This window comes from Pinisolibacter sp. (genome assembly GCF_036782435.1).
GTDB lineage: Bacteria > Pseudomonadota > Alphaproteobacteria > Rhizobiales > Ancalomicrobiaceae > CALBKH01.
The window spans coordinates 65,007-89,357 of the sequence record NZ_DAIPZB010000011.1 but is presented as its reverse complement, the minus strand read 5'-3'; the positions used below and the strand labels follow the sequence as shown (position 1 = coordinate 89,357).

Genomic DNA, 24,351 nt, shown 5'->3' with positions numbered 1-24,351 from the left:
CATGGTCGCCGAGATCTTCCGTCCCGAACTGGTCTGTCCGGCCGGAACGCCGGCGGCGCTCCGGACCGCCGTCGAGGCCGGGGCCGACGCGGTCTATTGCGGCTTCCGCGACGAGACCAACGCCCGCAACTTCCCCGGCCTCAATTTCTCGCCCGCCGAACTCACCGAATCGATCCGCTTCGCCCACGACCACGGGGCCAAGGTGCTGGTGGCGATCAACACCTTCCCGCGCGCCGGGGCCGAGACGCTGTGGCACGACGCGGTGGCGCGCGCCGAAGGTGCCGGCGCCGACGCGGTGATCCTCGCCGATCTCGGGCTGGTCGCCCATGCGACGGTGAAACATCCGAAGCTGCGCCGCCATCTGTCGGTCCAGGCGGCGGCGTCGAACCCCGACGTCATCCGCTTCTGGGCCGCGACGTTCGACATCAAACGGGTGGTGCTGCCGCGCGTCCTCACCGTGCCGGAGATCGCCGCGATCAACCTCGAGATCTCCTGCGAGACCGAGGTCTTCGTCTTCGGCGGGCTGTGCGTCATGGCCGAGGGGCGCTGCTCGCTCTCCTCCCATGCCACCGGCAAGTCGCCCAACATGAACGGCGTGTGCTCGCCGCCGAGCCACGTCCTCTACCGAGAAGAGGGCGACGACCTCGTCGCCGAGCTCGGGGGCTGGACCATCGACCGCACGCCGAAAGGCGTGCCGGCCCCCTACCCCACCCTGTGCAAGGGGCGGTTCTCGGCCGGCGGCTATTCCGGCCACGTGTTCGAAGATCCGGTGAGCCTCGACGCGGCGCAACTCATTCCGCCACTGATCGAAGCCGGGGTCACCGCCTTCAAGATCGAGGGGCGGCAGCGGAGCCGCGCCTATACGCAGGCCGTGGTCGGCGCCTTCCGCAAGGCGATCGACGACCATGTCGCCGGTCGGCCGATCGCGAGCGACATGACCAAGCGGCTGGCCGAGGGCCAGACCACCACCGCCGGCGCCTACAAGAAGACCTGGAGATGACCGCCGTGACCGCTGCGAACCCCACCCTGGTCATGGGTCCGGTGCTCTACAACTGGTCGGTCGACGCCTGGGTCGACTTCCACGCCCGGGTCGCCGACGAGATCGACGTCGACCGCGTCCATGTCGGCGAAGTGGTGTGCTCCAAGCGCGAGCCGTTCTTCGCCGACCGCCTGCCGGAGGTGATCGAGCGTCTGCAGCGCGGCGGCAAGACCGTCGTCGTCGACACGCTCGCCCTGGTGACGGTGAAGCGCGAACGCCAGCTGGTCGGCGATCTCGCGGCCCTCGACGGCGTCGAGATCGAGATCAACGACCTCACGCCGCTCGCGACTCTCGACTTCGGCCGGCGCTTCGCCGTGTCGCCGCTGGTCAACGTCTACAACGAGGGCACCCTCGCCTTCCTGGCGTCGCGCGGCGCCTGGAGCGTCTGCCTGCCGCCGGAACTGCCGCTCGCCCAGGTCGAGGCGCTGGCGAGGGAAGGGGCGCGGCTCGGGGTCGAGACCCAGGTCTTCGCCTTCGGCCGGCTGCCGCTCGCCATCTCGGGGCGCTGCTACCACGCCCGCATCCACGGCCTCGCCAAGGACAGCTGCCGCTACGTCTGTTCGGAGGACCCCGACGGGCTCGAGGTCGACACGCTCGACGGCGAGGCCTTCCTGGCGGTCAACGGCGTCCAGACCATGTCGCAGGACTGTGCGGTGGTGATGGACGAGCTCGACGCGCTGGTCGCGGCGAGCGTCGGCGCCTTCCGCCTCAGCCCGCAGACCGGCGACATGGGGGTGGTCGCGACCGCCTATCGCGATCGCCTCGCCGGTCGCATCGACGGAGCCGAGGCGATGGCTCGGCTCGCGACGGCGGGGCTGACCATGCCGATCGGACCGTCGATGATGAGCCGGGCATGGACACCGGCGACGCAGCCCGGACGGTGAGGTCGGCCTTGCCATCGCCGCGACGGGCGTGTTGACTCCGCCTGCGGGCGAAGCGGCGGCGACTTCGCGTGATCCGACGGCGACATGGCGACGACGACGAACGAGACCTTCACGGAACGGCTCACCCGCCTCGGCTTCGTCGCGGCGGGTACGGTGGAGGCGTCGCCGGAGACCGGGGGGCTGCGCGCCCTCCTCGAACGCTCGACGCTGGAACCGGCGGCCTTCGCCGATCAGGTCGCCGATCATTTCGGCCTCGTCCGCGCCGGCCTCGAGGCGATGCAGAGCGGGCGGCCACTGATCTCGGGCCTGTCACGCCCGTTCCTGCGCGACCACGCGGTCTATCCGTGGGAAACGGCGAAGGGCGAGGCGCGGCTCGCCGTCGCCGATCCGACCGACGGGGCATCGCTCCGGGTGCTCGAACTCACCCTGGGACGCGCCGTGGCGCGCGAAGTGGCGAGCTTCGAGGAGATCGACGCGCTCCTGAGAGCGCAACCGGGCGACGAGCCGGGGGCGATCGAAGGATCGGCGGAACTCCTCGCGCCGCGCGAGACCGACGATCTCGAGGACCTGCGCGACATGGCGAGCGGCGCCCCGGTGGTGCGGGCCGTCAACGAACTCTTCGAGCGGGCGGTGGAGGCGCGGGCGACCGACATCCACGTCGAACCCTTCCGCAATTCGCTGCAGGTGCGGCTGCGCGTCGACGGCCTGCTCAGGCCGATCCCGTCGCCGCCGCCGGCGATGGCGCGGGCGATCGTGTCGCGCATCAAGATCCTCGCCTCGCTCAACATCGCCGAGCGACGGCTGCCGCAGGACGGTCGCGCCCGCATCCGCGTCGGCGCGGCGGAGATCGACCTGCGCATCGCCACCATGCCGACGGCGCACGGCGAGGCGGCGATCGTGCGCCTGCTCGAGCGCAATCCGAGGCTGGTCAACCTGACCCGGCTCGGGCTCGCGGATCGGGACAGGGCCGTCGTCGAACACCACATCGAGGCGCCGCACGGCATGATCGTCGTCACCGGGCCGACCGGCTCGGGCAAGACGACGACCATCGCCGCCATCCTCGCCCATCTCAATCGGCCGCTGCGCAAGATCCTGACCATCGAGGACCCGATCGAATACGAGATCCCGGGGGTCAACCAATCCCAGGTGAAGCCGGCGGTCGGGCTGACCTTCGCCACCGCGTTGCGCGCCTTCCTGCGCCAGGATCCGGATGTGATCATGGTCGGCGAAATGCGCGACGGCGAGACGGCGCGAATCGGCGTGCAGGCCTCGCTCACCGGCCATCTGGTCGTCACCACGCTGCACACCAACACCGCCGCGGCGGCGGTGATGCGCCTCGCCGACATGGGGGTGGAGCCCTACCTGCTCGCCTCGACGCTCCGGATGATCATCGGCCAGCGGCTGGTGCGCCTGCTCTGCCCGGAATGCCGGACGACGGAGCGGATCGACGCCGCGGCCCTGATGCGGGAGCCGCGTTACGCTGCGCTCGGACTCGTCGAGGGCGACGAGGTCGGCCGGCCGGTCGGCTGTCCGCATTGCGGCGGAACCGGCCATCGCGGCCGGGTGGCGGTGTTCGAGGTGCTCGAAGTCACCGAGCCGATCCGGCGGCTGATCACCCGGGGCTCGGGAGACGGCGAGATCGAGGCGCAGGCGGAGGCCGAGGGCATGTCGACGATGATCGCCGACGGTCTGGCGAAATGCCGCGCCGGCCTCACCTCGGTCGACGAGATCCTGCGCGTCACGGCGAGCCGCTGATCATGGTCCAGGTGCGCTACAAGGCCCTCGACACCGCCGGTCGCTTCACCACCGGGGTGATGGAGGGCGGCAGCGAGGCGGAGGTCGCCGACCGCCTCGGCCGTACCGGTCACGTGGTGCTGGAGACGTCGAGCGGGACGGCGGCCGGCGACAAGACGAGCCTCCTGTCGTTCCGCGGCCGGGCGAACGGGCGCGACGTCACCACCTTCCTCGCCGATCTGGCGCTGGTGCTGCGTGCCGGTCTGCCGCTCGACGAGGCGCTCGACCTCGTCGCCTCGGAGGAGACGAGCGCCATCGCCGCGGTGGCGCGGGATCTGCGGCGCTCGGTCACCGGGGGCGCCAGCCTCGCCGAGGCGATGGCCGGGCATGGCCGCCTGTTCGGAACCGACGTGGTCACCATGGTGCGGGTGGCGGAAGCGGCGGGCAATCTCGAATCGGTGCTGCGCTCGGTCGCCGAGGCGCGGACACGCTCGCAGCGCATGCTCGACACCATCGGCTCGTCGCTGCGCTATCCGGCGTTCCTGCTGATGGCGGCGACAGCCGTCCTGGTCTTCTTCCTGATCGCGGTGGTGCCGCAGTTCGCCGGGGTGCTGCGGGACTTCGGCGCGGGCAAGACCGGCCTCGTCGGCTTCGTCCTGTCGGCATCGGACTTCCTGATCGCCGAGGGCGAGGTCCTCGCCGCGCTTCTCGCCGCCGCGCTTCTCGCCCTCCTCATGATCTTCCGCCGACCGGCGGCGCGGTCGTGGTTCTGGACCCGGGTGGCGCGACTGCCGGGGCTCGCCGGCATCGTGGCGCTGCGGCGCACCGCGGTCTTCTGCGGCGGGCTCGCGACCCTGCTCGCCAACGGCGTGACCCTGACGGAAGCGCTGCGCGTGCTCGCCGATCTGCCGGGGGCGACGGGGGCGGGGCTCGCCCGGGTCGGCGAAGGGGTCAGGCGCGGCAAGCGGCTGGTCGAGGCGATCACCGAAGAGAACTACCTGCCGCCGCTCGCCCTCAACATGCTGCGGCTCGGCGAGGAAACCGGCGAACTCGCCGAAATCGCGCGACGAACCGCCGAGTTCTACGAGGTGAAACTGACCACGCGGCTCGACCGGCTCGCCGGCATCGTCGGACCGGCGGCGATCATCGGCATCGCGGTGATGGTGGGCGGCTTGATCGTTTCCATACTTTCCGCGCTATTGAGCATCAATCAATTGGTACTGTGACGCCGCGATCGGCGACGGTGGGACGAGAAGGAGCAGATCTCATGCGGGTGACCGGAACCGTGGAACGGTCGACGCTGGCGGGGTCGGCACGCGCCGGCTTCACCCTGGTGGAGATGCTGGTCGTCCTCGTCATCATCGGCCTGATCATGGGCCTCGTCGGACCGCGGGTTCTCAATTATCTGACCGATGCGCGCGAGAAGACGGCGAAGATCCAGATCGAGAGCTTCAAGAACGCCGTCGACCTCTATTTCCTCGACACCGGCCGCTATCCCTCGACCAACGAAGGGCTCGGCGCCCTGGTCAAGAAGCCGAGCGGCGTCGACGGCTGGAACGGTCCCTATCTGAGAGGCGGCAACGTGCCGGTGGACCCCTGGGGCCACGCCTACGTCTATCGCTCGCCGGCGGACAAGGCGCCGTTCGAGATCACCTCGGTCGGACCCCAAGGAGGCGGCGGCGGTGCGGGCGGGAGCCGGAAACCCTGACGGCGCGGACCGGCGCGGCGATCGGACCCGCGCCCGCACGGGCAAACGCGGCGTGATCCTGCTCGACATGGTGTTGGCGGTCGCGGTGTTGCTGCTCATGGTGCGCATCGTCTGGCCGATCCTGCCGACCTCGACCTCGCCGGCCCGCCTCGCCGCCTGGACCCACGAGATCGCGGCGCTGATCGAGGAGGATCGGGTGTCGGCGGCGCGCGTCGGGCGGGTGGTGGCGACCCGCATCGACGTCCGCGACAAGCGCTTCGTCGGCGGTACGCGGGGTGGCGTGGTGAAGCTTCCGCGCGACGTGACGCTCGACGTCGCCACCACCGCCGACTGCACCGTCGACGGCGATCGTTTCGCCGTCGGCTTCGCACCCGACGGCCGATCCTGCGGGCTGGTCGTCACCCTGCGAGCACCGGCCGGCGTCGCCAACCGGATTTCGGTCAACTGGCTGACCGGCCTCGTCGAAGTGACGGGAGGGGTGCGTGGACGCGGATAGGCGCTCCGGTTTCATGCTGCTCGAGGTTCTGGTGGCGGCTGTGGTGGCGGCGGTGCTGATCACGCTGCTCACCCGCCTCGCCGGCGACAACCGCCATCGGGTCGTGGCGATCGCCGGCACCTCCGGCGCCATGGCGGTGGCGCGCAGCGTGCTTGAGGAGATGTCGGATCGCGACAGGATCGAGGCCGGCGAACGACGCGGCACGGCGGGTGATTTCCGATGGGTGGTGGTGACCGACCGTCTCGACGACGTCGCGCCGGAGGGGAAGGTCTCGAAGGCCGATCAGGAGGGTGGAGACGGGTCGAGGAAGCCCATCTGGACGCTCTACCGGATCGGCGTCGCCGTGGAGGCGCCGGACGGGCGACGCACGACGCTCGAGACCCATCGCCTCGGACGCCGACAGGATCGGGGGTGACGCGTGGCTCGACCCGACCGCCTCCGTCGTCGAGATCGCCGGTGCCGCGCCCGGTGGGACGACGGGTCGTGCGCCGGTTTCGGGCTGATCGAAGCGATCCTCGCTCTGGCGATCGCCGGGCTGGTGTTGGCGGCGGTGACCGAGATCGCCGGACGGACGCTGCGCTCGTGGAACGCCGGCTTCGCCACGGTGGCGGCGGTGGAACGCACCGACGTGGCGCTCGGGCGCATCGCGGCCGATCTCGCGTCGCTGTTGCCGGTGCGGCTGGCGAGCGCCGACGATCCGGCCATCCTCTTCGCCGGGGACGCGCGCGGCATGGCCTTCACGGCGGCGACGCCGCTCGATCGCACCCGCGACGGCATCGCGGTCGTCGAGATCGGGGTGGAGGCGACCGGCGACGGTGCGGTTCTGTCGCGGCGTCTGCGGCGCGGTCGCGACCGGGCGCTGCGCGGCGGCGACCGCGTGGTGCTGCTCTCCGGACCGCTCGACCTCGCTTTCTCCTATCGCGATCAGGCGGGACGACGCGTCGCCACCTGGACCAAGGCCGGCGAGGTGCCACGCGGCGTGATCGTCACGTTGCGCGGTCCGCGCGGCAGCGGCGGGCTGCCGGTCGAGGTGATGTTGCCGATCCCGGTGGCGATCTCGGTCTCGTGTCTGATCGAGGCGCCTGACGCGGCACCGCCGACGCCTCCCGCCGGCGGAGCGCCCACGCCGGGCGGCGATGACGTCGACGCCGGCGCACCGCGGGACGCGCGCGCGAAGCCGGCCGGCGAGGCACCCGAAGATCGACGCCGACGCTGCGCCACGGGTCCGCAGGCGACGAAGTCGCCGGAGGAGGCGACATCGGGCGATGCGGCCGGGGGGAGCGGGCGATGAATCGGCGCGGCTCGATCCTGGTCGCGGTGCTCCTGCTGGCGAGCCTGCTCACCGTCTTCGTCGGCGTCGCCACCGAGCGTCTCAGGGTGGCGAGCGCGGCGACCCGCAGCGCCGCCGAGGACATCGCCGCCGACGTGGCGGTCGAGGGGGCGGTGGAGCGGCTGTGGGCGGCGTCCGGCGGACGTCTCGACCGGCTGCCGCCGACCGCGAGCGTCTCCTATCCCGGGATCGCCGTCGACGTCGTCGCCCGCAACGAAGGTGAGCGTGTCGACCTCGACCTCGCCCCCGAGGAACTGATCGCAGGACTGTTCCGCGTCGTCGGCATCGACGAACGGGCGGCGGCCCGATACGCGCGGCTGATCGTCGACTGGCGGCGCGACCCGCGACGGCCACCGGAACCGGGTCGCACGCCCACGGTGCCGGCCCACGGCATCCTCGAACACGTCCGCGAACTCGACGCCCTCACCGAGATCCCCCCCGAGGCGATCGACGCGATCCGTCCCTTCGTCACCGTCACCGCGCTCGACGGGCGGATCGCGGTGCTCACGGCGCCGCGCGAGGTGGTGGCGGCGCTGCCGGGGATGACCGGCGCCAAGCTCCAGGCCTTCATGGCCGATCGGATCGGCCGCGAAGGTGATTTCGAGGCGCTGCTGCGACGTTACGGAATCGCCCACGATCATGTATCGAATGTGGGACCGAACGCGACCCGGTTGACCATGGTGGTCCGGATCGGCTCCCATCGGATCCGCGGTTACGAGGTGATCGTGGTGACGCTTCCGGGCGACGGCGAGCCGTATCGTATCCTGTCGTGGAACGGCAACGCCCTGCCCGCCGCCGTCGGCGGACCGGGTCGATAGGCGGGACAGGGAGCGGCGGGCAGATGGACATCCATCCGATCGAAGCTTGGCGGTGGTGGATCGACGGGCTCGTCGACGCCGTCCTCCTGGTGGAGGAGCGGTTCCGGCGCAATCGGCCGATGCGTCTCGCGCCGGTCGAGGGCGGCCACGTCGTCGTCCACGCCGGCGGCCGTCTCGGCCGACGCGTGCTGCGGCCGGGATCGAACGGGCTCGAACCGCGCCGCCTCGCGCGGGCTCTCGAGGATCGGATCGTCGATCTCGTGGTGTGCGACGAGGAGACCCTCACCCGCCGCCTGGGGCCGCTCCCGCCGGAGAGCCGGCCCTATGTCGAAGGCATCGTCGCCCATCAGCTCGAACGAATGACGCCCTGGCAGGCGAACGACACGCTCTCCCACCACACGATCGAGACCGTCGACGCCGACGATCCGCGGTTGATGGTGACGGTCACGGCGACGTCGAAGGCGATGCACGGTGCGGCGATCGCGGCGATCACCGCCCGGCGGCCCAAGGAGCTCCGGCTGGTGCGGGCCGCGGCGGACGGGCGGAGCGAAGTGGTGCTGCCGGTGGCGGCCGCCGACGTCGGGGCCGAGCGGGCGCGGATCGGCCTGACGCTGCGCATCGGTCTGGCGGCGATCGTCGCCGCGACCGTCGCCGGCGCCTGGTGGTACGTCTCCGCCGCCGACGACATCGGCTCGCGGGTGAGCGAGATCGAGGAGCGGCTCGACGCCCATCGCCGCCGTCTGATGCCGGCCGGCGGAGCGGCGAAGAGCGACCGGGACATCATCGCCGCGCTGTCGCGCGACACGCCGATGAGCGTGATCGCGCTGGAGAACCTCTCCACCGCGCTGCCGGACGACACCCATCTCACGGCGCTGCAGATCGGCCACGGCCGTCTGCGCATGAGCGGCGTGACGCGGGACATCGCCGCCCTGACCACCACCCTGGAAGCGACCGCACTCTTCACCGAACCGGTGTTCACGGCGCCGACGGTGCGTCTGGCGCGCGGCGACAAATTCACGCTCGACCTGCGGGTGAGCGGGGCGGACGGAGGGGGACGATGATCGCCGCCTCCACCGCATCGCCCCATCGCCGGGCCCATCTCGCGAGCGCCGTCCTCGGTGCCATCGTCCTGGTTCTCGTCGCGGCGGGCGTCGTGGCGAAGAACGACCTCGACGCCCGCGAGGCGATGCTCGAGGAGAAGCGTTTCGAACTCCGGTCGTTGGTGAAGCGGCTGGAGGCGCAGGGGCCGGGTCTGGCGCGCGCCGAACAGGCGCTGGCCGCCAATCCGTTCCTGCCGGGCGCGACGCCGACCCTCGCCGCCAACGCTCTGCAACGGCGCATCGTGGCGCTGGCGGAGGACTGCGGCGTGCGGCTGCGCACCATCGGGGCGGAGACGGCCACCGACGTCGACCCCGGCGCACTGCCCCACGTCACGCTGCAGCTGAGCGCCGGGGCGCGGATCGCCGCGGTGCAGAAGCTGCTCTATCGGATCGAGACCGAAGCCCCGTTCATCCTCGTCGACGAGGCGACCCTCCGCGCGCCACAGGCCGGCGGACCGGCGGGGAGCGCCGCACTCGACCCCGAACTCGAGATCGAGTTGCGGCTGATCGGCTACCTCGGGCGGAAGGAGGGCTGACATGGACATCCGTCCGCTCCTCGCCACCCTCCTCTTCGCCCTGGCCACCGTCTCGACACCGGCGTCGAGCCACGCGGCGGAGACGCAGGCCGCCGAGACGGCCGGTGGCGGCACCACGGCGACGACGCGACCCGGCGAGACCCGCGGCGCCGGGGACGCGGACACCGAAGCGGACACGCCGATCGACGATGCCGCGCCGAAGGACGGCGGCGGCGCTCGGGACCCGGCCGCGACGGCCGACGACGGTGCGACCGCCTCGCCGCCGTCGCCCCTCGGTGCACCGGCACCGCTCGGCGGCTCGGGTGGATCGCGTCGCCCGTCGGCGGCGACGACGCCGCCTTTCGCCCCCGGCGGGTCGGACACCCGTCCGCGGCCGGAGCCTTCCGCACCACGACCGGCCGTCCCGAGCTTCGGTGATGCCGTGCCGCCACCGTCACGGGGACCGCACGGTCTACCGGCTCTGTCGACCCTCCGGCAGACGCGGGATCGGCCCTTGTTCGTCCCGGCCCGCCGCGGCGTCCAGCCGGAGCCCGCCGCGCCCGTGTTCACTCCGCCCCCGGCGCCGGAGCCGGTGGAGGAAGCCGCTCCGCCGTTGACGCTGACGCTGACCGGCGTGGTCGCCGGCCCCGACGTCGAGGTGGCGATCCTCGTCGACCCGTCCGACGGCACGACCAAGCGGATGCGCATCGGCGACGAACACGACGGCTGGCGCCTGACCCGGATCGATCGGGTCGCCGTGACGTTCCACCGTGACGGGGAGGAAGCGGTCCTGGCGTTGAAGCCGCCGGGCGTCTCGCCGTCCGATCACCGCGGACACCGACCCGGGGCGCCCCCCGTGCCCGGACAGCCCCCGATGGTCGAGGGACAGGACGGCGGCTGATCGCGCTCCTACCGAATCCGGCGGACCGTGTCGCGCGATGCCGGATTCGATTCGCCGAAAGCCCTTGTTCGGACGGGCTTCTCGACGAACGGAATAGGAAATTCGGATGGACCCGCTCGAATTTCGCATCACCAGGGCGAGAACCGATCGAGGGCGCCGGTCCGCTCGGCGAGGAAGCCGAGCCACAGGGCGGGGGCGAGGAAGACGCCGAAGGGCACCGTGTCGTCGAGGCGCGGCCCCGTCCGGCGCGCCCGCGCGTCGATCACCACCGCGATCAGCGCCGCCACCACCGCCAGTTCGAGAACCGGCACCAGCGAGGTCCAGGCGAGCCAGGGCGCGCCGGCGGCGGCGAGTTTGACGTCGCCGAGGCCGAGCCCCTCGACGCCACGCGCCGCACGATGGAGGGCGCGCAGCGACCAGAAAACGAGGCCGGCGAGGAGGGCGCGGGCCACCGCCTCGGCGAGAGGCGTGGTCCAGTCGCCGGGAGGGGCCTCCCACAGGACGAGGGCGAGACCTGTCACGGCGAGGCCGAGACTGGCGGTGTCGGGGATGATGTAGAGGCGGCGATCGACGGCGGCGACGATCGCGACGAGACCCGCGAGAACACCGGCGAAGGCGGCCTGCGGCAGGGGCAACGCCCACGCCCCCACGGCGACCGCCGCGACGGCGAGGCCGACGTCGGGAAGGAGGGCGAGGACGAGGTTCATGCCGATTTCACGCCCTCGCGTCGAAGGCTCGTCGAGATGCGAGCCGCCGTCTCAGTACCGCACCACCGTCGGACCGCCGACACCGCGCCTGAGCAGTTGCAGCTTGTTGCGCAGCTCCTCCGAGACCGCCTGAGCGTCGACGCTGTCGCGGACGACCTGCGGGCGAATGAAGACGATGATCTCGGTGTTGGTGGTACCGTGGCCGTTCTGCAGTGAATTGGCGAGGTTGCCGAGGAAGGGCAGGCCCGAGCGGCTCTTCTCCTGGCGGCTGCCGATGAGGCCGCCGAGCACCACCGTCTGGCCGCTCATCACGGTGACGGCGGACTTGATGCGGCGTTGGGCGATGGTCGGGGTCAGGGTGCCGCTGTCGCTCGTCGTCGTCGTCGTGCCGACGACGTTGGAGACTTCCTGTTCGACCTCGAGGTTGACGGCACCGTTGGCGGCGACGCGCGGCAGGACACGCAGGATGACGCCGGTATCGCGGTAATCGATGCTGTTGACCGTGGGGGCGAGCGGGTTCTCGGTCGAGGTCGCCGTTCGCGTGGTGATCGGCACCTGATCGCCGACCTCCAGTGACGCCACCTGATTGTTGACCACCACCAGCGACGGCGACGACAGCACCTTCACGTCGGTCAGTGCCTTGAGGCCGTTGATGATCACCCGCGGATTCGAGCCGGGGCCGAGGATGGCGTTGAAGCCGGGCAGCGACTTCGCGATCGGCTGCGACGAGCCGCTGTTGAAGCCGATCGCCGAGCCGGACTTGTCGCGCAGGAAGAACTGGACGCCGTATTGCAGTTCGTTCTTCAGCGTGACTTCGGCGATGGTCGCCTCGATCGCCACCTGGACGGGCGCGGTGTCCATCTCCTGGATGGCGCGCTCGATCAACTTGTACTGCTCGCGCGGGGCGGAGACGAGGATCGTGTTGTTGGCGACGTCGGCGGTGATGCGGATGGCGCCCGATCCGCCGCCGCGTCCCTCACCGAGGGCGGCGAGCGCCGACCCGGAAGAGCCGCCCGAGGTGCCCGATTGCCCCGTGCCGTCGCCGGTGCCGTCGGCGCTCTTGCCGAAGCCGCGCAGGTCGGCGCGCGAGAACATGCCGCCGCCGGAGGACGAGGAGGAGCCGAAGCCGCTGCCGCCCGAGCCGAAACCGCCGCCCGATGCGGACGAGGAGGAGCGGCGCGTTTCCGAACCCGGGGAGAGCGCCGAGGCGCTCGACGAACCGGCGTCGCTCGCCGACCCACCGCCCTGGCCGCCGAAAACCTCGCGCAGCAACCCGGCGATGACCTTGGCGTTGCCGTATTTCAGCCGATAGACGCGCAGCGAACTGTCGCCGAAGTCGGAGCGGTCGAGACGCGCGATCCAGGTGCGCACCCGGTCGATGGCGGTGGGCGTCCTGGCAACCGCGAGGATGGCGTTGAGGCGCGGCATCGACTGGAAACGCACCGCGTCCTGGCCGCCGCCTTCCTTGCCGGCGTCGAAGATGTTCTGCAACTCCGAGACGACCGCGTCGGGGGCGACGTTGGCGACGGGGAACACTCCCACCGACTGGTTCTTCATGAAGTCGACGTCGAGGGCGAGCGCCGTGTCGAGCGCCGAGGCCCGCTCGGTCGCCGTGCCCTGGATGACGAGCAGGTTGCGGGCCGCATCGGCGCGGATCGAGCCGGGGCGAGCCGCGAAACTGTCGAGGGTGCGCACCACCGCCTGGGCGGAGACCCAACGCAGCGGCAGCACCGTCAGGCCGAACCCCGGTTCGAGACGGCGTCCGTCGTCGATCCCGCCGCCCGAGGAGACCTCGCCGGCCGGCATCACCTTGTGGAGCGGCCCCTCCTTGACCAGCACGGCGTTGGCGATCTTGAGCGCGCTCTCGTAGAGCGGCAGGAGATCGCGCTTGGCCACCGGCCGGGCCGAAGACAGGCTGATCGGGCCGGATACCCGCGGGTCGATCGTGTAGGTCATCCCCAGGATGTCGCCGAGGACGACCTTGGAGACGCCGGCGACGTCGGTGTTCTCGAAATTGAGGTCGTAGCTGTCGCCGCCGCCGTTGACCCGCACGCCCGGTGCGCCGGAGGCGAAGGCCTCGGAGGCCCCGTGATAGACCTGAGCGGCCGGTACCGAGCCGCCGACGGATGCGCCGCTGCCGTGGGGCTGGTTCAGATTGTTGCCGAAACGGGCGCGCAGATCCTGGGAGAAGACGCCGTCCGGGGCGGACTCGTTCACACCCAGCTCGCGCCTCTCGAGGTCCGAGCAGCTCGCCAGCAACAACGCGATACAGATGGCGGCGACGTGACGAATCACCCTGTCCCCTCTCGAGAGGCCGACACTCGTTAACGGATCCTTAACACCTCCATCATTACCGGAGGCTTGCAGCCGACGCTACGCGCCCTGGGGAAAACCCCGTGGATGAGCGGCGATCGTGGCCGAAAAGTCGCCGAGAAATCACGGAGCACCAACCGAGGCGATACCCGCGCGAGCCGCGGCCGAGGCCGTGGCTCGTTCGTCGTGCGCACGGCGCAGAACCGCCGTGCCGGCACGAGAGACCGGGAACGCGGTTCCGGCTCTATACTTCCCACCCTCGTGGCGAAGTGCGATCGCCCGATCGGTATGGGGAGAACGACGATGACGACCCCCGTCCCGCGCGACGGCTTTCCGCCGCCCTCCGCTCGCTTCGAAGACATCCCGCTCGGTGAGGTCTACCGCCTGATCGAGCCCGGACCGGTGGTGCTGCTCACCACCACACGCGGCCATCTCGCCAACGTCATGACCCTGTCGTGGCACATGATGGTCGACTTCTCGCCGCCGCTGATCGCCTGCGTCGTCGCCGGCTGCCTCAGCTCGGAGGCGATGGACGAAACCGGCGAATGCGTCGTCGCCATCCCGGCGGTGGAGATCGCCCGCGCCGTGGTGGCGATCGGCAACGCCTCGGGGCGGCGGATCGACAAATTCGCCGAGTACGGGCTGACGCCGCTCGGTGCCGAGAAGGTCGGCGCTCCCCTGGTGGCGGAATGCTTCGTCAATCTCGAGTGCCGGGTGGTCGACGCGACGCTCGCCGAGACCTACGGGCTGAGGATCCTCGAGGTGGTGAAGGCGTGGCGCGACCCGGCGAAGCACGACGCCAGGACGATCCATCACCACGGCTTCGGCGACTTCGTCGTCGACGGGCGCAAGCTGCACCTGCCGTCGAAGATGCCGTGAGGTGGGTTCACCCGCGCCGCTTCGGGCCGGGACCGCGTTTCGGACCGGAGCGCGAAGGTCCCGGACGCGACGGACGGGCGGCGGCCGGCGCCGCATCCTCGCCGCCGGAGCGGCCGAGCGCGCCCTTGTCCGCCCCCTTGGTCAGGAACACCTGCGCCCCCTTCTTCGCGCCCATGCGGCGGCCCTCGCCGCCGGTGGTGCCGGTGCCGGCGGGCTGCCAAGTGGGGACGAGCTGGTGCTTGCCGGGACCGATGAGATCGGCGCGGCCCATCTCCTTCAGCGCCTCGCGCAGGAGCGGCCAGTTCTCGGCGTCGTGGTAGCGCAGGAAGGCCTTGTGCAGGCGGCGCTGGCGCAGACCCTTGACCGTCTCGACCTCCTCCGAGCCGCCGTGGCGCACGCCTTTGAGCGGGTTGACGCCGGAGTGGTACATCGCCGTCGACAGCGCCATCGGCGAGGGCAGATAGGTCTGGACCTGATCGGCGCGGTACTTGTTCTTCTTCAGCCACAGGGCGAGGTTCATCATGTCCTCGTCGGTGGTGCCGGGATGGGCGGCGATGAAGTAGGGGATGAGGAAGTACTTCTTGCCGGCGGCCTGGACGGCAGCGTCGAAGAGCTGCTTGAAGCGATCGTAGGTGCCGATGCCGGGCTTCATCATCTTCGACAGCGGCCCGCTCTCGGTGTGCTCGGGCGCGATCTTCAGATAGCCGCCGACGTGGTGGGCGACGAGTTCCTTGATGTAGGCCGGCGATTTCACCGCGAGGTCGTAGCGCACGCCCGAAGCGACCATCACCCGCTTGACGCCCGGGATCGCCCGGGCCTTGCGATAGAGGCCGATCAGGGCCTCGTGGGAAGTGTCGAGGTTCTCGCAGACGTCGGGGTAGACGCAGGAGAGCTTGCGGCAGAGATCGTGGATCTTCTCGTCCTTGCAGGCCATCCGATACATGTTGGCGGTGGGACCGCCGATGTCGGAGATGATGCCGGTGAAGCCCTCCGTCCGGTCGCGGACCTCCTCGATCTCCTTCAGGACCGAGGCCTCCGAACGCGACTGGATCACTCGGCCCTCGTGCTCGGTGATCGAGCAGAAGGAGCAACCGCCGAAGCAGCCGCGCATGATCGTGACCGAGAAGCGGATCATCTCCCAGGCGGGGATCTTCGCTCCGCCATAGGCGGGATGCGGGCCGCGGGCGAAGGGCAGGCCGTAGACGGCGTCCATCTCGGGCGTGTCGAGCGGGATCGGCGGGGCGGTGACCCAGAGTTCGCGGTCGCCGTGCCTCTGGACGAGCGGGCGGGCGTTGCCGGGATTGCTTTCGCGATGGAGGACGCGCGAGGCGCGGGCATAGGCCTCGCGGTCCACCGCCACCTGCTCGAAGCTCGGCAGCCGCACGACCGACTTCTCACCCGACTTGCGGGCGCCGTCGTCGGCGCTGTCGAGATCGTCGGCGTGGACCACTGTCCAGTCGTCGGCGACGCCGGGCTTCATCAGCGCGACACCGCGAACGTCGTCGAAGGCCGCCGGCGTCTCGCCCTTGGCCAGACGGTGGGCGATCTCGACCAGGGCACGTTCGGCGTTGCCGTAGAGGAGGATGTCGGCCTTGGCGTCGACCAGGATCGAGCGGCGGACCTTGTCGGACCAGTAGTCGTAATGGGCGATGCGGCGCAGCGAGGATTCGATGCCGCCGAGGACGATGGGGACGTCCTTGTAGGCCTCGCGGACGCGCTGGGAATAGACCAGCACGGCGCGGTCCGGGCGCTTGCCGCCCTCGCCACCCGGCGTGTAGGCGTCGTCGTGGCGCAGGCGGCGATCCGAGGTGTAGCGGTTCACCATCGAATCCATGTTGCCCCCGGTGACGCCGAAGAACAGCGTCGGCCTGCCCAACGCCCGGAACGGTTCGGGCCCCGACCAGTCGGGCTGGGCGAGGATGCCGACGCGGAAGCCCTGCGCCTCGAGCAGCCGGCCGACGATCGCCATGCCGAAGCTCGGATGGTCGACGTAGGCGTCGCCGGTCACCAGGATGATGTCGCAGGCATCCCATCCGAGGGCGTCCATCTCGGCGCGCGACATGGGCAGGAACGGCGCCGTGCCGAAGCGATGCGCCCAGTGCTTGCGCCAGGAGAAGAGGGGTTTGGCCTTGTCCATGCGGCTTGAATAGGGCCGCGGGGCCGCGCGTCAATGGCGAAAGCGGCCAACGCGGGAGAATCGCGGCGGTCGGAGGGGCCGATGGGCCGGCTCCCCGCCGTCGAACCGGAGGGGCCGCTCGGCCGAGGATCGCGATGGCGGCGCGCGCAGCGACCCGCACCCGGATCGCACCGTGTCGGTCCATCCCCTGCGCGCGACAGCGCCGTGCGAGATGCTTCGAGACGGCGTCCCGTGGACGCCTCCTCAGCATGAGGCGCTTGTTTTCCCCGAAAAATGTCCGACGCCTCACCCTGAGGAGCGCCGCAGGCGCGTCTCGAAGGGTCGCGCGCGGATGACGACCCGCGGAGAGCAGGCAGCAGCCGCCGCACGCCGATCGTCGGACAACTGGTATACAGCATGGAGCTGCGCACCTCGCCCCACACTCAAATTCCGCCCCTTTCCCGGCCTCCCCTCTTGCAAATTCCTCTGATCTACGCAATTCTGTATACAACAAACCAACCGAGAGGGAGGGCGCCATGAGCGTCACGACGCAGGAGACGGCACAGCCGTGGCCGATGAATGCCTGGTATGCGGCGGCCTGGGATCACGAGGTGAAGCACAAGCTGATGCCACGGACGATCTGCGGCAAGAAGGTCGTGCTCTACCGCCGCACCGACGGGCGCGTGGCGGCGCTCGAGGACGCCTGCTGGCATCGCCTGTTGCCGCTCTCGATGGGCCGGCTCGACGGTGACGAGGTGGTGTGCGGTTATCACGGCCTCGTCTTCGACACATCCGGCCGCTGCACCCACATGCCGTCGCAGGACACGATCAATCCGTCGGCCTGCGTGCGCACCTATCCGGTCGCCGAGAAGCATCGCTTCATCTGGCTGTGGATGGGCGATCCGGCGCTGGCCGATCCGGCCAAGGTGCCGGACCTGCACTGGAACCACGATCCCGAATGGGCCGGCGACGGCAAGCTGATCGAGGTCGCCTGCGACTACCGGCTGGTGCTCGACAATCTGATGGATCTCACCCACGAGACCTTCGTCCATTCCTCGTCGATCGGTGACCGCAACGTCGCCGAAGCGCCTTTCGAGGTGACCCACGGCGACAGGACCGTCACCGTCACCCGCTGGATGGAAGGCATCCTGCCGCCGCCGCTGTGGGCGGCGCAGTACGGCCGGCCGGGACCGGTCGACCGCTGGCAGATCATCCGCTTCGAAGCGCCCTGCACCATCGCCATCGACGTCGGCGTGGCGGAAGCCGGGACCGGCGCCAAGCAGGGCGACCGCTCCAAGGGGGTCAACGGCATGGTGCTCAACACCATCACGCCGTCGACGGAGAAGACCTGCCTCTATTTCTGGGCCTTCGCCCGCAACTACGACATCCTCAACCAGAAGCGCACCACCGACCTGCGCGAGGGTGTCTCCGGCGTCTTCCGCGAGGACGAGGCGATCCTCGAGGCGCAGCAGCGGGCGATGGACGAGCACCCGGAAAAGGTGTTCTTCAATCTCAACATCGACGCCGGTTCGATGTGGGCGCGCCGGCTGATCGACCGTATGGTCGCCGCCGAACGTCCCGGCCCGCGGGCCGTGGCGGCGGAATGACGAAGCCGGGAGAGAGCGCATGAGCCGGGAGGCGGAAGGATCGCAGACCCGCAAGGCGGAACTGGCGCTGCGGCAGGCGATCGTCGAGGGTGAGTTCCGTGCCGGCGAGCGCCTGTCGGAACTGACGCTGACCGAGCGGTTCGGCGTGTCGCGCACCCCGGTGCGTGCCGCGCTGGCCCGTGCCGAGGCGGAGGGGCTGATCGAGACGCTGCCGAGCGGCGGCTACGTGGTGCGCGCCTTCTCCGAGGCCGACCTCACCGACGCCATCGACCTGCGCGGCCTGCTCGAGGGCTTCGCCGCGCGGCGTGCCGCCGAACGGGGGCCGAGCCGCGGCGAACTCGCCGAGGCGAAGTTGATCCTCGCCGGCATCGACAAGCTGCTCCTGAAGCCGGAGATGAGCGCCGAGGACTTCGACACCTACGTCGACCTCAACGCCCGTTTCCACCGCGCCTTGTGGGATCTCGCCCAGAGCCCGACCATCTTCCGCGAGGTCGAGCGGGTGGCGTCCCTGCCCTTCGCCTCGCCCTCGGGCTTCGTGCGGTTGCAGGCGCATCTGCCGGAGGCGCGCGCCGTGGTGATGCTGGCGCAGGATCACCACGCCTCGGTGATCGAGGCGATCGAGGCGCGCGAGGGGGCGCGGGCGGAAGCCTTGATGCGCGAACACGCCCGTCTCGCCCGGCGCAATCTGCAGGCGGCGCTGGCCGATCGCGGACGTCTCGACGAATTGCCCGGCGGCCCGCTGATCCGCCACGCCGCCAGTCTCTGATCCATCGAAAACAAGGGCGGCCCCGCGCCGCCCACATCCGGGAGGAATTCACGATGCGCACCCTCAGCGGGCGCGCGGCCACCGTCGTCGCGTCCAGAATCATCGCCACCGACATCACCCAGATCGATCTTGCGCCGGCCGACGGCGAGACCGGTTTCGTCTCGGGCGCCCACATCGACGTCGAGGTGACGATCGACGGACGGCGCGAGACGCGCAGCTACAGCCTGATCCCGGCGCCGGCCGGCTGCTGGCGCATCGCGGTCAAGCGCGAGGCGGCGAGCCGCGGCGGCTCGGCGGCGATGTCGCGGCTCGCCCCCGGCGATCGACTGGTGATCGCCGGGCCGAGCAACGACTTCCCGGCCCATTTCGACGGCCGCGAAAAACTGCTCGTCGCCGGCGGCATCGGCATCACGCCGATGATCTCCCACGCCCGGGCCTGCGCGGCGCGCGGCGAACCCTTCCGCCTCGTCTACGCCGGACGGTCGCGGACCGGCATGGCCTATGTCGAAGAGCTCGCCGCCGAATTCGGCGATCGGTTGGAGCTGCGCATCTCCGAGGAGGGGACGCGGATCGATCCGGCGGCCGAGGTCGAGCGGCTGGCGGAGGGTGGAGCGCTGTGGTTCTGCGGGCCGCATCGCCTCCTCGACGGTCTGCGCCACGCCTGGAAGGCGTCCGGGCGGTCGTGGCTCGACTTCCGCTTCGAGAACTTCGGCGGCCATTCCGACGCCGGCACGGCGAGCTTCACCGTCGCGGTGCCGCGTCACGGGCTGGAGATCACCGTGCCGGCCGACAAGTCGATGCTGGAAGCGATGGAGGGCGCCGGGCTCGACCTGATGTCGTTCTGCCTGCGCGGCGAATGCGGGCTCTGCGCCCTTCCGGTCGTCGCGGTCGAGGGCGGGTCGATCGTCCACGCCGACGTCTTCCTCTCGGACGCCGAAAAGGCGGAGGGCCACCACATCTGTCCCTGCGTGTCGCGCCTCGACGGCGGCCGCATCACCGTCGACACGAACTATCGGCCGGACGAGATCTGAGATCGCCGGGCATTCCGGATCGACGACGGCGGCGACCTCACCCGAGGCGCCGCCGTTTCCGTCGAACCCTCTCCCTGGGGCAATTCTGTATACTGATATCGAATGCAGTATACCGAGATCCGCGGCGTCGGTGACGCGCCCGACCGTCGGGATCCGCGACCTCGGGCCGGAAAAGGTGGTAAAATCGGCGGTTTTTGCGAACTTTTCGCAACAATTGTCTGGGTTGCTCCCATTTTCATACGTAGAACCCGCTAGACCCCCAACCAGCACTTGATCGCCTTCGCCAGCTGATCGTATTCTCTCTGTATACATAAGAGAGGGTCATCGGACCCCGGTGGAGAGAAACGGGCCATGCGGACGGCGAGACGCTGGAGTGTGCGGCATGCGGCGGGGCTGAAGGCGGTCTACGACGCCTGCAGCGCGATCGCGCCGATGCTCGCCCGGCCCCTGCGCCTCCTCGGTCGCGACCGCGCCGAGACCCTGCTCACCCCGGTCGAACGTCTCGCCAAGGGCACCTTCTTCGACTGCCGGATGTGCGGCAGCTGCGTGCTGTCGAAGACCGGCATGGCGTGCCCCACCAACTGCGGCAAGGAGATGCGCAACGGTCCGTGCGGCGGCGTACGTTCCGACGAGACCTGCGAGGTCGATCCGACCATGCGCTGCGTGTGGATCGAGGCGGGCGAGGGACGGGCGCGGATCGGCTCCGGCGCCGGCGCCGGCGCCGGCGAGATCCTGCCGCCGATCGATCGGCGGCGCGAGGGGCGGTCGACCTGGATCCGGGTGATCGAGGGCGAGAAGGAACAGGTCACGCCGATCGGCGCGGCGGGGCCGAGGGACCACGAGCGGGTGATCCACTCGTTCGAGACGGCCTGCGCCTCGGGCGGCTTCGTCACCACCGTCGAGATCGCGCCGCCGGACTCGGCCGACCCGGCGACCCTGCTCGCCCGCGCCGAGCGCTTCCGCGGCTTGGTCGACGCGATCAACATCACCGACGGCGCCGGCGGCAACTGCCACATGTCGAGCGCCGCGGCGGCGGCCATTCTCGCCGCGAACGGCCACGTGCCGGTCTGCCAGATCGCCGGGCGCGACCGCAACCGCATCGCGGTTCAGGGCGACATGCTCGGCGCGGCGGCGCTCGGGGTGCGCAACATCCTGTGCATCACCGGCGACGACGTCGGCCAGGGCGATCACCCCGACGCCAAGCGGGTGTTCGATCTCGACAGCATCGGCCTCCTCACCGTCGCCCGACGGATGCGCGACGACGGCGTCTTCGCTTCGGGGCGCAAGCTCGAGGTGGCCCCGGATCTCTTCCTCGGGGCGACGGCCAATCCGTTCGTGCCGCCGTTCGAGGACCGCATCGACAATCTCGCCGCCAAGATCGCCGCCGGAGCGCAGTTCATCCAGACCCAGTTCTGTTTCGACGTCGCCCGGTTCGAGCGCTTCATGGCGCGCGTCCGTGATCGTGGGCTCGAGCGGCGGGCCGCGATCATCGTCGGCGTCGGCACGTTGTCGACCGCCAAGGCGCTCACCTGGATGGCGCATCACGTGCCGGGGGTCCACATCCCCGCCGAGGTCATCGCCCGCATCGCGGCGGCGAAGGACCAGCGGGCCGAGGGGCTCGAGGTTCTGGTGGAGACCATCGCGGCAGTGCGGGCGATCCCCGGCGTCGCCGGCGTCCATCTGATGGGACATCGCAACGAAGACGTGCTCGCCGAGGCGATCCGGCGGTCGGGGCTCGCGCGCTCCGCCGCCCGTTCGGCGTGAGGGAACGACAGAGGAGACGGTCATGGAGATGAATGCGCAGGAAGAGGCTCTGGTCAAACACCTCGCCGACATGGAAGAGGACGAGGCGCTGGAGATCGCCAAGCGGATGCTGCTCGAAGAGGGCGCCGATCCCTTGCGCGTGCTGGAGCTCTGCCGCACCGCCATGGACGTGGTCGGCAAGCGCTTCGAGGAGGGCGAGTACTTCCTGCCCGAGCTGGTGCTCGCCGGCGAGATGCTCGACACCATCGGCGCCATCGCCAAGCCGCTGATCAAGCAGGAGGAGGGCGGCGCCGCGAAGAAGCTCGGCAAGGTGCTGATCGGCACCGTGCACGGCGACCTGCACGACATCGGCAAGAACATCGTCACCTTCATGCTCGACATCAACGGCTTCGAGGTTAAGGACATCGGCGTCGACGTCCCCGTCGCCACCTTCATCGACGAGATCAAGGCCTACGAGCCGGATGTCGTCGGCCTCTCCGGCTTCCTCACCCTCGCCTTCGACTCGATGAAGGAGACGATCGCCGCCTTCGACGCGGCGGGGATGCGCAACGACTTCAAGATCATGATCGGCGGCGGCCAGATCGACGAGACGGTCCGCGCCTATACCGGCGCCGACGCCTTCGGCGTCAACGCCGTCGAGGCGGTGGCGCTGTGCAAGAGCTGGACGGGAGCGGCGGCATGACCATCCACGATCTTCCCCAGGGCGAGACCAAACTCGCCTACGACGCCCGCCGCCAGCGCATCCTCGACTGCATCGCGCTGAAGCAGCCGGACCGTATGCCGGTCGCCCTCTACGGCACCTTCTGGCTGGCGAAATACGGCGGCATCACCTGCAAGGAGCTGATGTACGACTACGAGAAGACCGCCGCGGTCGCGGCGCGCGCCGTCGAAGAGTTCGAGCCGGACGCCATCGCCCCCTTCGTCCAGGTGACGGCGGCGGGCAAGTCGCTGGAAGCCATCGGCTTCAAGCAGTTGCAGTGGCCGGGCCACGGCGTCGGCGACAACCAGCCGTTCCAGTATCTCGATCGCGAGTACATGAAGGCGGACGAGTACGACGACTTCCTGTTCGATCCGACCGGCTACTACCTGCGCACCTACCTGCCGCGCGTCGCCTCGGCCTTCGAGGGCTTCGAGGATCTGCCGATCTTCCCGGGCCTGCACTATTTCCGTCTCGTCGCCGGCATCCGGCCCTTCGCCAAGCCGAGCGTGCGCGCCGCGCTGGAGAAGGTGATCGCGGCGGCCGAGGAGGTCGACCGCTTCGTCGGCCATTCGATCGCCTTCAACGAAGACATGGCACGCAAGGGCTACCCGCTGATCAACGGCGCCATCGCAGTGTCGCCTTACGACTTCATCGCCGATTATTTCCGTGGCGCCACGGGGATGATGAAGGACCTCTTCCGCCACAAGGACAAGCTGCTGGCGCTCCTCGACAAGGCGTCGGAGTTCCTGACCCGCCAGACCATCGCCACGGCGAAGCTCTCGGGCCAGGAGATCGTCATGATCCCGATCCATTGGGCGCCGGACGCCTTCATGTCGGGCAAGCAGTTCGAGACCTTCTGGTGGCCGCCCTTCCGCAAGATGATGATGGGGATGATCGAGGCCGGCCTCGTCCCCATGCCGCTGTGGGAGGCGGACTGCACCAAGCGGCTGGAGATCATCCGCGACATCCCCGCCGGCAAGTGCATCTACTGGTTCGAGCGCACCGACATGGTCAAGGCCTTCGAGGTGCTCGGCGACGTGGTGGCGCTGCGCGGCAACCTGTCGCCGTCGCTGATGACCACCGGCAAGCCGGAGGAAGTCGACGCTGCGGTCAAGCATCTCGTCGACAACGTCTGGGCCAAGGGCGGCAAGCTGATCCTCGACGGGGCCTTCGGGCTCCCCGACGAGACGCCGATCGAGAACGTGCGCGCCATGTTCGACGCGGCGCGGCGCTACGCCGGCTGACGGAGGGCGTGATGAGCCGAGTGCGGACCCTCGACGTGTTGGAACCGATCGTCGCCTCGCTGGTGACGACCGGTTCCGTCACCGCGCGATTCCGCACCCAGGCGATCGATCTCGTCCGCGCCGAAGGGCTCGGGCGGGCGCGCATCGTCCACCGCATCGTCGACCTCGACGCCATCGACGGCGACATCCTCGTCGCCGGGGGCGAGCGCTTCCAGGCGCCGCGGATGTTGCCGGAGAGCGGCGAACTCACCGCGCTGGCCTTCGCCGCGGCGACGCTCGGGCCGGATGTTCCGGCGCGGATCTCCGCCCTCTTCGCCGAGCGGCGCATGTCGCTCGCCATCGCCCTCGACGAGATCGCCAACCGCATGCTGCTCGAGGCGAGCCGGCGGCTGCAGGACATGGTGATGGCGGCGGTGAAACGCGCCGGCCTGACCATGGCGGGCGAGCTTCGACCGGGCGATCCGGGGCTGGCGCTCGCGGCGCAGCCGGCGGTGCTGCGCCTCGCCGGGGCGGCGGCGATGGGGCTTTCGACCACCGGCTCGCTGGCGCTCCATCCGGCCAAGTCGACGACAGTCGTCTACGGCGTCGGGCACGACCTGCCCGCCGTCACCTGGTCGCAGTGCGACGACTGCCGGTCCCGGCCGACCTGCCGGGTGGCGCGCGAAGCCGCCGCCGCGGTGACGGCGTGAGGGAGCGGAC

General features: G+C 70.3%; 23 protein-coding genes. 20 read left to right on the top strand and 3 right to left on the bottom strand.

Annotated elements, in window-relative coordinates; all coding sequences use genetic code 11:
• The first annotated feature begins 1 nt into the window (after window position 1).
• The 12 genes from ubiU to V7Q42_RS06880 all read left to right on the top strand — a co-directional run bounded on the left by ubiU (window position 2) and on the right by V7Q42_RS06880 (window position 10,525).
• Window positions 2-1,000: a ubiquinone anaerobic biosynthesis protein UbiU gene (ubiU, locus tag V7Q42_RS06935; protein WP_442958172.1), complete on the top strand. Its 999-nt coding sequence runs from the start codon at window positions 2-4 to the stop codon at window positions 998-1,000.
• Window positions 997-1,923, top strand: a complete 927-nt coding sequence (gene ubiV / locus V7Q42_RS06930; RefSeq protein ID WP_333823177.1) for a ubiquinone anaerobic biosynthesis protein UbiV — start codon at window positions 997-999, stop codon at window positions 1,921-1,923. The genes ubiU and ubiV overlap by 4 nt, the downstream gene beginning before the upstream one ends.
• Window positions 1,924-2,007: 84 nt before the next feature.
• Window positions 2,008-3,678: a GspE/PulE family protein gene (locus V7Q42_RS06925; protein ID WP_333823176.1), complete on the top strand. Its 1,671-nt coding sequence runs from the start codon at window positions 2,008-2,010 to the stop codon at window positions 3,676-3,678.
• A 2-nt stretch (window positions 3,679-3,680) separates the two neighbouring features.
• Window positions 3,681-4,883, top strand: coding sequence for a type II secretion system F family protein (locus V7Q42_RS06920; RefSeq protein WP_333823174.1), 1,203 nt, complete (start codon window positions 3,681-3,683; stop codon window positions 4,881-4,883).
• A 41-nt stretch (window positions 4,884-4,924) separates the two neighbouring features.
• Window positions 4,925-5,365, top strand: coding sequence for a type II secretion system major pseudopilin GspG (gene gspG, locus V7Q42_RS06915; protein ID WP_333823173.1), 441 nt, complete (start codon window positions 4,925-4,927; stop codon window positions 5,363-5,365).
• 52 nt (window positions 5,366-5,417) lie between these two features.
• Entirely contained in the window at window positions 5,418-5,861 is a 444-nt protein-coding gene (locus V7Q42_RS06910) for a hypothetical protein (RefSeq protein WP_333823172.1), read from the top strand.
• Window positions 5,848-6,276 carry a hypothetical protein gene (locus V7Q42_RS06905; protein WP_333823171.1) on the top strand — a complete coding sequence of 143 codons (429 nt, stop codon included), beginning with the start codon at window positions 5,848-5,850 and terminating at the stop codon, window positions 6,274-6,276. Before V7Q42_RS06910 ends, V7Q42_RS06905 begins: the two co-directional genes overlap by 14 nt.
• 3 nt (window positions 6,277-6,279) lie before the next feature.
• The gene (locus tag V7Q42_RS06900; RefSeq protein WP_333823170.1) at window positions 6,280-7,152 is read left to right on the top strand and encodes a PulJ/GspJ family protein; all 873 of its coding nucleotides are present in this window, start codon (window positions 6,280-6,282) and stop codon (window positions 7,150-7,152) included.
• Complete coding sequence (locus V7Q42_RS06895; RefSeq protein WP_333823168.1) at window positions 7,149-8,009, top strand: hypothetical protein; 861 nt, start codon at window positions 7,149-7,151, stop codon at window positions 8,007-8,009. The genes V7Q42_RS06900 and V7Q42_RS06895 overlap by 4 nt, the downstream gene beginning before the upstream one ends.
• A gap of 23 nt (window positions 8,010-8,032) precedes the next feature.
• Window positions 8,033-9,070 carry a PilN domain-containing protein gene (locus V7Q42_RS06890; protein ID WP_333823167.1) on the top strand — a complete coding sequence of 346 codons (1,038 nt, stop codon included), beginning with the start codon at window positions 8,033-8,035 and terminating at the stop codon, window positions 9,068-9,070.
• Complete coding sequence (gene gspM, locus V7Q42_RS06885; protein WP_333823166.1) at window positions 9,067-9,645, top strand: type II secretion system protein GspM; 579 nt, start codon at window positions 9,067-9,069, stop codon at window positions 9,643-9,645. The genes V7Q42_RS06890 and gspM overlap by 4 nt, the downstream gene beginning before the upstream one ends.
• A gap of 1 nt (window position 9,646) precedes the next feature.
• Entirely contained in the window at window positions 9,647-10,525 is an 879-nt protein-coding gene (locus V7Q42_RS06880) for a hypothetical protein (RefSeq protein WP_333823165.1), read from the top strand.
• A 128-nt stretch (window positions 10,526-10,653) separates the two neighbouring features.
• Here the strand turns inward: V7Q42_RS06880 and V7Q42_RS06875 are convergent, their stop codons facing one another.
• Both V7Q42_RS06875 and gspD read right to left on the bottom strand, forming a co-directional pair.
• Window positions 10,654-11,232 (bottom strand): A24 family peptidase, encoded by a 579-nt coding sequence (locus V7Q42_RS06875; protein WP_333823164.1) that lies wholly within the window; start codon window positions 11,230-11,232, stop codon window positions 10,654-10,656.
• Between the two features lie 51 nt (window positions 11,233-11,283).
• Window positions 11,284-13,527: a type II secretion system secretin GspD gene (gene gspD, locus V7Q42_RS06870; protein ID WP_333823163.1), complete on the bottom strand. Its 2,244-nt coding sequence runs from the start codon at window positions 13,525-13,527 to the stop codon at window positions 11,284-11,286.
• A 321-nt stretch (window positions 13,528-13,848) separates the two neighbouring features.
• Between gspD and V7Q42_RS06865 the strand changes: the two genes are divergently transcribed.
• Window positions 13,849-14,424, top strand: coding sequence for a flavin reductase family protein (locus tag V7Q42_RS06865; protein ID WP_333823162.1), 576 nt, complete (start codon window positions 13,849-13,851; stop codon window positions 14,422-14,424).
• 7 nt (window positions 14,425-14,431) lie between these two features.
• Here V7Q42_RS06865 and V7Q42_RS06860 read toward each other — a convergent pair whose 3' ends face one another.
• Window positions 14,432-16,561, bottom strand: coding sequence for a YgiQ family radical SAM protein (locus V7Q42_RS06860; RefSeq protein ID WP_442958168.1), 2,130 nt, complete (start codon window positions 16,559-16,561; stop codon window positions 14,432-14,434).
• 515 nt (window positions 16,562-17,076) lie between these two features.
• Here V7Q42_RS06860 and V7Q42_RS06855 point away from each other — a divergent pair.
• The 7 genes from V7Q42_RS06855 to V7Q42_RS06825 all read left to right on the top strand — a co-directional run bounded on the left by V7Q42_RS06855 (window position 17,077) and on the right by V7Q42_RS06825 (window position 24,341).
• Complete coding sequence (locus V7Q42_RS06855; RefSeq protein ID WP_333823161.1) at window positions 17,077-18,147, top strand: aromatic ring-hydroxylating dioxygenase subunit alpha; 1,071 nt, start codon at window positions 17,077-17,079, stop codon at window positions 18,145-18,147.
• 19 nt (window positions 18,148-18,166) lie between these two features.
• Complete coding sequence (locus V7Q42_RS06850; RefSeq protein WP_333823160.1) at window positions 18,167-18,913, top strand: GntR family transcriptional regulator; 747 nt, start codon at window positions 18,167-18,169, stop codon at window positions 18,911-18,913.
• A gap of 53 nt (window positions 18,914-18,966) precedes the next feature.
• Complete coding sequence (locus V7Q42_RS06845; RefSeq protein ID WP_333823159.1) at window positions 18,967-19,944, top strand: PDR/VanB family oxidoreductase; 978 nt, start codon at window positions 18,967-18,969, stop codon at window positions 19,942-19,944.
• A gap of 351 nt (window positions 19,945-20,295) precedes the next feature.
• Entirely contained in the window at window positions 20,296-21,708 is a 1,413-nt protein-coding gene (locus tag V7Q42_RS06840) for a methylenetetrahydrofolate reductase C-terminal domain-containing protein (RefSeq protein ID WP_333823158.1), read from the top strand.
• A gap of 22 nt (window positions 21,709-21,730) precedes the next feature.
• Window positions 21,731-22,390, top strand: a complete 660-nt coding sequence (locus tag V7Q42_RS06835; RefSeq protein ID WP_333823157.1) for a cobalamin B12-binding domain-containing protein — start codon at window positions 21,731-21,733, stop codon at window positions 22,388-22,390.
• The gene (locus tag V7Q42_RS06830) at window positions 22,387-23,652 is read left to right on the top strand and encodes a uroporphyrinogen decarboxylase family protein (protein ID WP_333823156.1); all 1,266 of its coding nucleotides are present in this window, start codon (window positions 22,387-22,389) and stop codon (window positions 23,650-23,652) included. The genes V7Q42_RS06835 and V7Q42_RS06830 overlap by 4 nt, the downstream gene beginning before the upstream one ends.
• 11 nt (window positions 23,653-23,663) lie before the next feature.
• Window positions 23,664-24,341, top strand: a complete 678-nt coding sequence (locus V7Q42_RS06825; RefSeq protein WP_333823155.1) for a hypothetical protein — start codon at window positions 23,664-23,666, stop codon at window positions 24,339-24,341.
• The last annotated feature ends 10 nt before the right edge of the window (window positions 24,342-24,351 follow it).

Excerpts from the sequence above, each read along its gene's own strand:
- V7Q42_RS06860 (WP_442958168.1), bottom strand. The coding sequence starts at position 16,561 with ATGGACAAGGCCAAACCCCTCTTCTCCTGGCGCAAGCACTGGGCGCAT.
- V7Q42_RS06875 (WP_333823164.1), bottom strand. The coding sequence starts at position 11,232 with ATGAACCTCGTCCTCGCCCTCCTTCCCGACGTCGGCCTCGCCGTCGCG.
- V7Q42_RS06845 (WP_333823159.1), top strand. The coding sequence starts at position 18,967 with ATGCGCACCCTCAGCGGGCGCGCGGCCACCGTCGTCGCGTCCAGAATC.
- V7Q42_RS06890 (WP_333823167.1), top strand. The coding sequence starts at position 8,033 with ATGGACATCCATCCGATCGAAGCTTGGCGGTGGTGGATCGACGGGCTC.
- V7Q42_RS06835 (WP_333823157.1), top strand. The coding sequence starts at position 21,731 with ATGGAGATGAATGCGCAGGAAGAGGCTCTGGTCAAACACCTCGCCGAC.
- V7Q42_RS06865 (WP_333823162.1), top strand. The coding sequence starts at position 13,849 with ATGACGACCCCCGTCCCGCGCGACGGCTTTCCGCCGCCCTCCGCTCGC.
- gspG (WP_333823173.1), top strand. The coding sequence starts at position 4,925 with ATGCGGGTGACCGGAACCGTGGAACGGTCGACGCTGGCGGGGTCGGCA.
- ubiU (WP_442958172.1), top strand. The coding sequence starts at position 2 with ATGGTCGCCGAGATCTTCCGTCCCGAACTGGTCTGTCCGGCCGGAACG.
- V7Q42_RS06825 (WP_333823155.1), top strand. The coding sequence starts at position 23,664 with ATGAGCCGAGTGCGGACCCTCGACGTGTTGGAACCGATCGTCGCCTCG.
- V7Q42_RS06925 (WP_333823176.1), top strand. The coding sequence starts at position 2,008 with ATGGCGACGACGACGAACGAGACCTTCACGGAACGGCTCACCCGCCTC.
- V7Q42_RS06855 (WP_333823161.1), top strand. The coding sequence starts at position 17,077 with ATGAGCGTCACGACGCAGGAGACGGCACAGCCGTGGCCGATGAATGCC.
- V7Q42_RS06840 (WP_333823158.1), top strand. The coding sequence starts at position 20,296 with ATGCGGACGGCGAGACGCTGGAGTGTGCGGCATGCGGCGGGGCTGAAG.
- V7Q42_RS06880 (WP_333823165.1), top strand. The coding sequence starts at position 9,647 with ATGGACATCCGTCCGCTCCTCGCCACCCTCCTCTTCGCCCTGGCCACC.
- V7Q42_RS06830 (WP_333823156.1), top strand. The coding sequence starts at position 22,387 with ATGACCATCCACGATCTTCCCCAGGGCGAGACCAAACTCGCCTACGAC.
- ubiV (WP_333823177.1), top strand. The coding sequence starts at position 997 with ATGACCGCCGTGACCGCTGCGAACCCCACCCTGGTCATGGGTCCGGTG.
- V7Q42_RS06920 (WP_333823174.1), top strand. The coding sequence starts at position 3,681 with ATGGTCCAGGTGCGCTACAAGGCCCTCGACACCGCCGGTCGCTTCACC.
- gspM (WP_333823166.1), top strand. The coding sequence starts at position 9,067 with ATGATCGCCGCCTCCACCGCATCGCCCCATCGCCGGGCCCATCTCGCG.
- V7Q42_RS06850 (WP_333823160.1), top strand. The coding sequence starts at position 18,167 with ATGAGCCGGGAGGCGGAAGGATCGCAGACCCGCAAGGCGGAACTGGCG.
- V7Q42_RS06895 (WP_333823168.1), top strand. The coding sequence starts at position 7,149 with ATGAATCGGCGCGGCTCGATCCTGGTCGCGGTGCTCCTGCTGGCGAGC.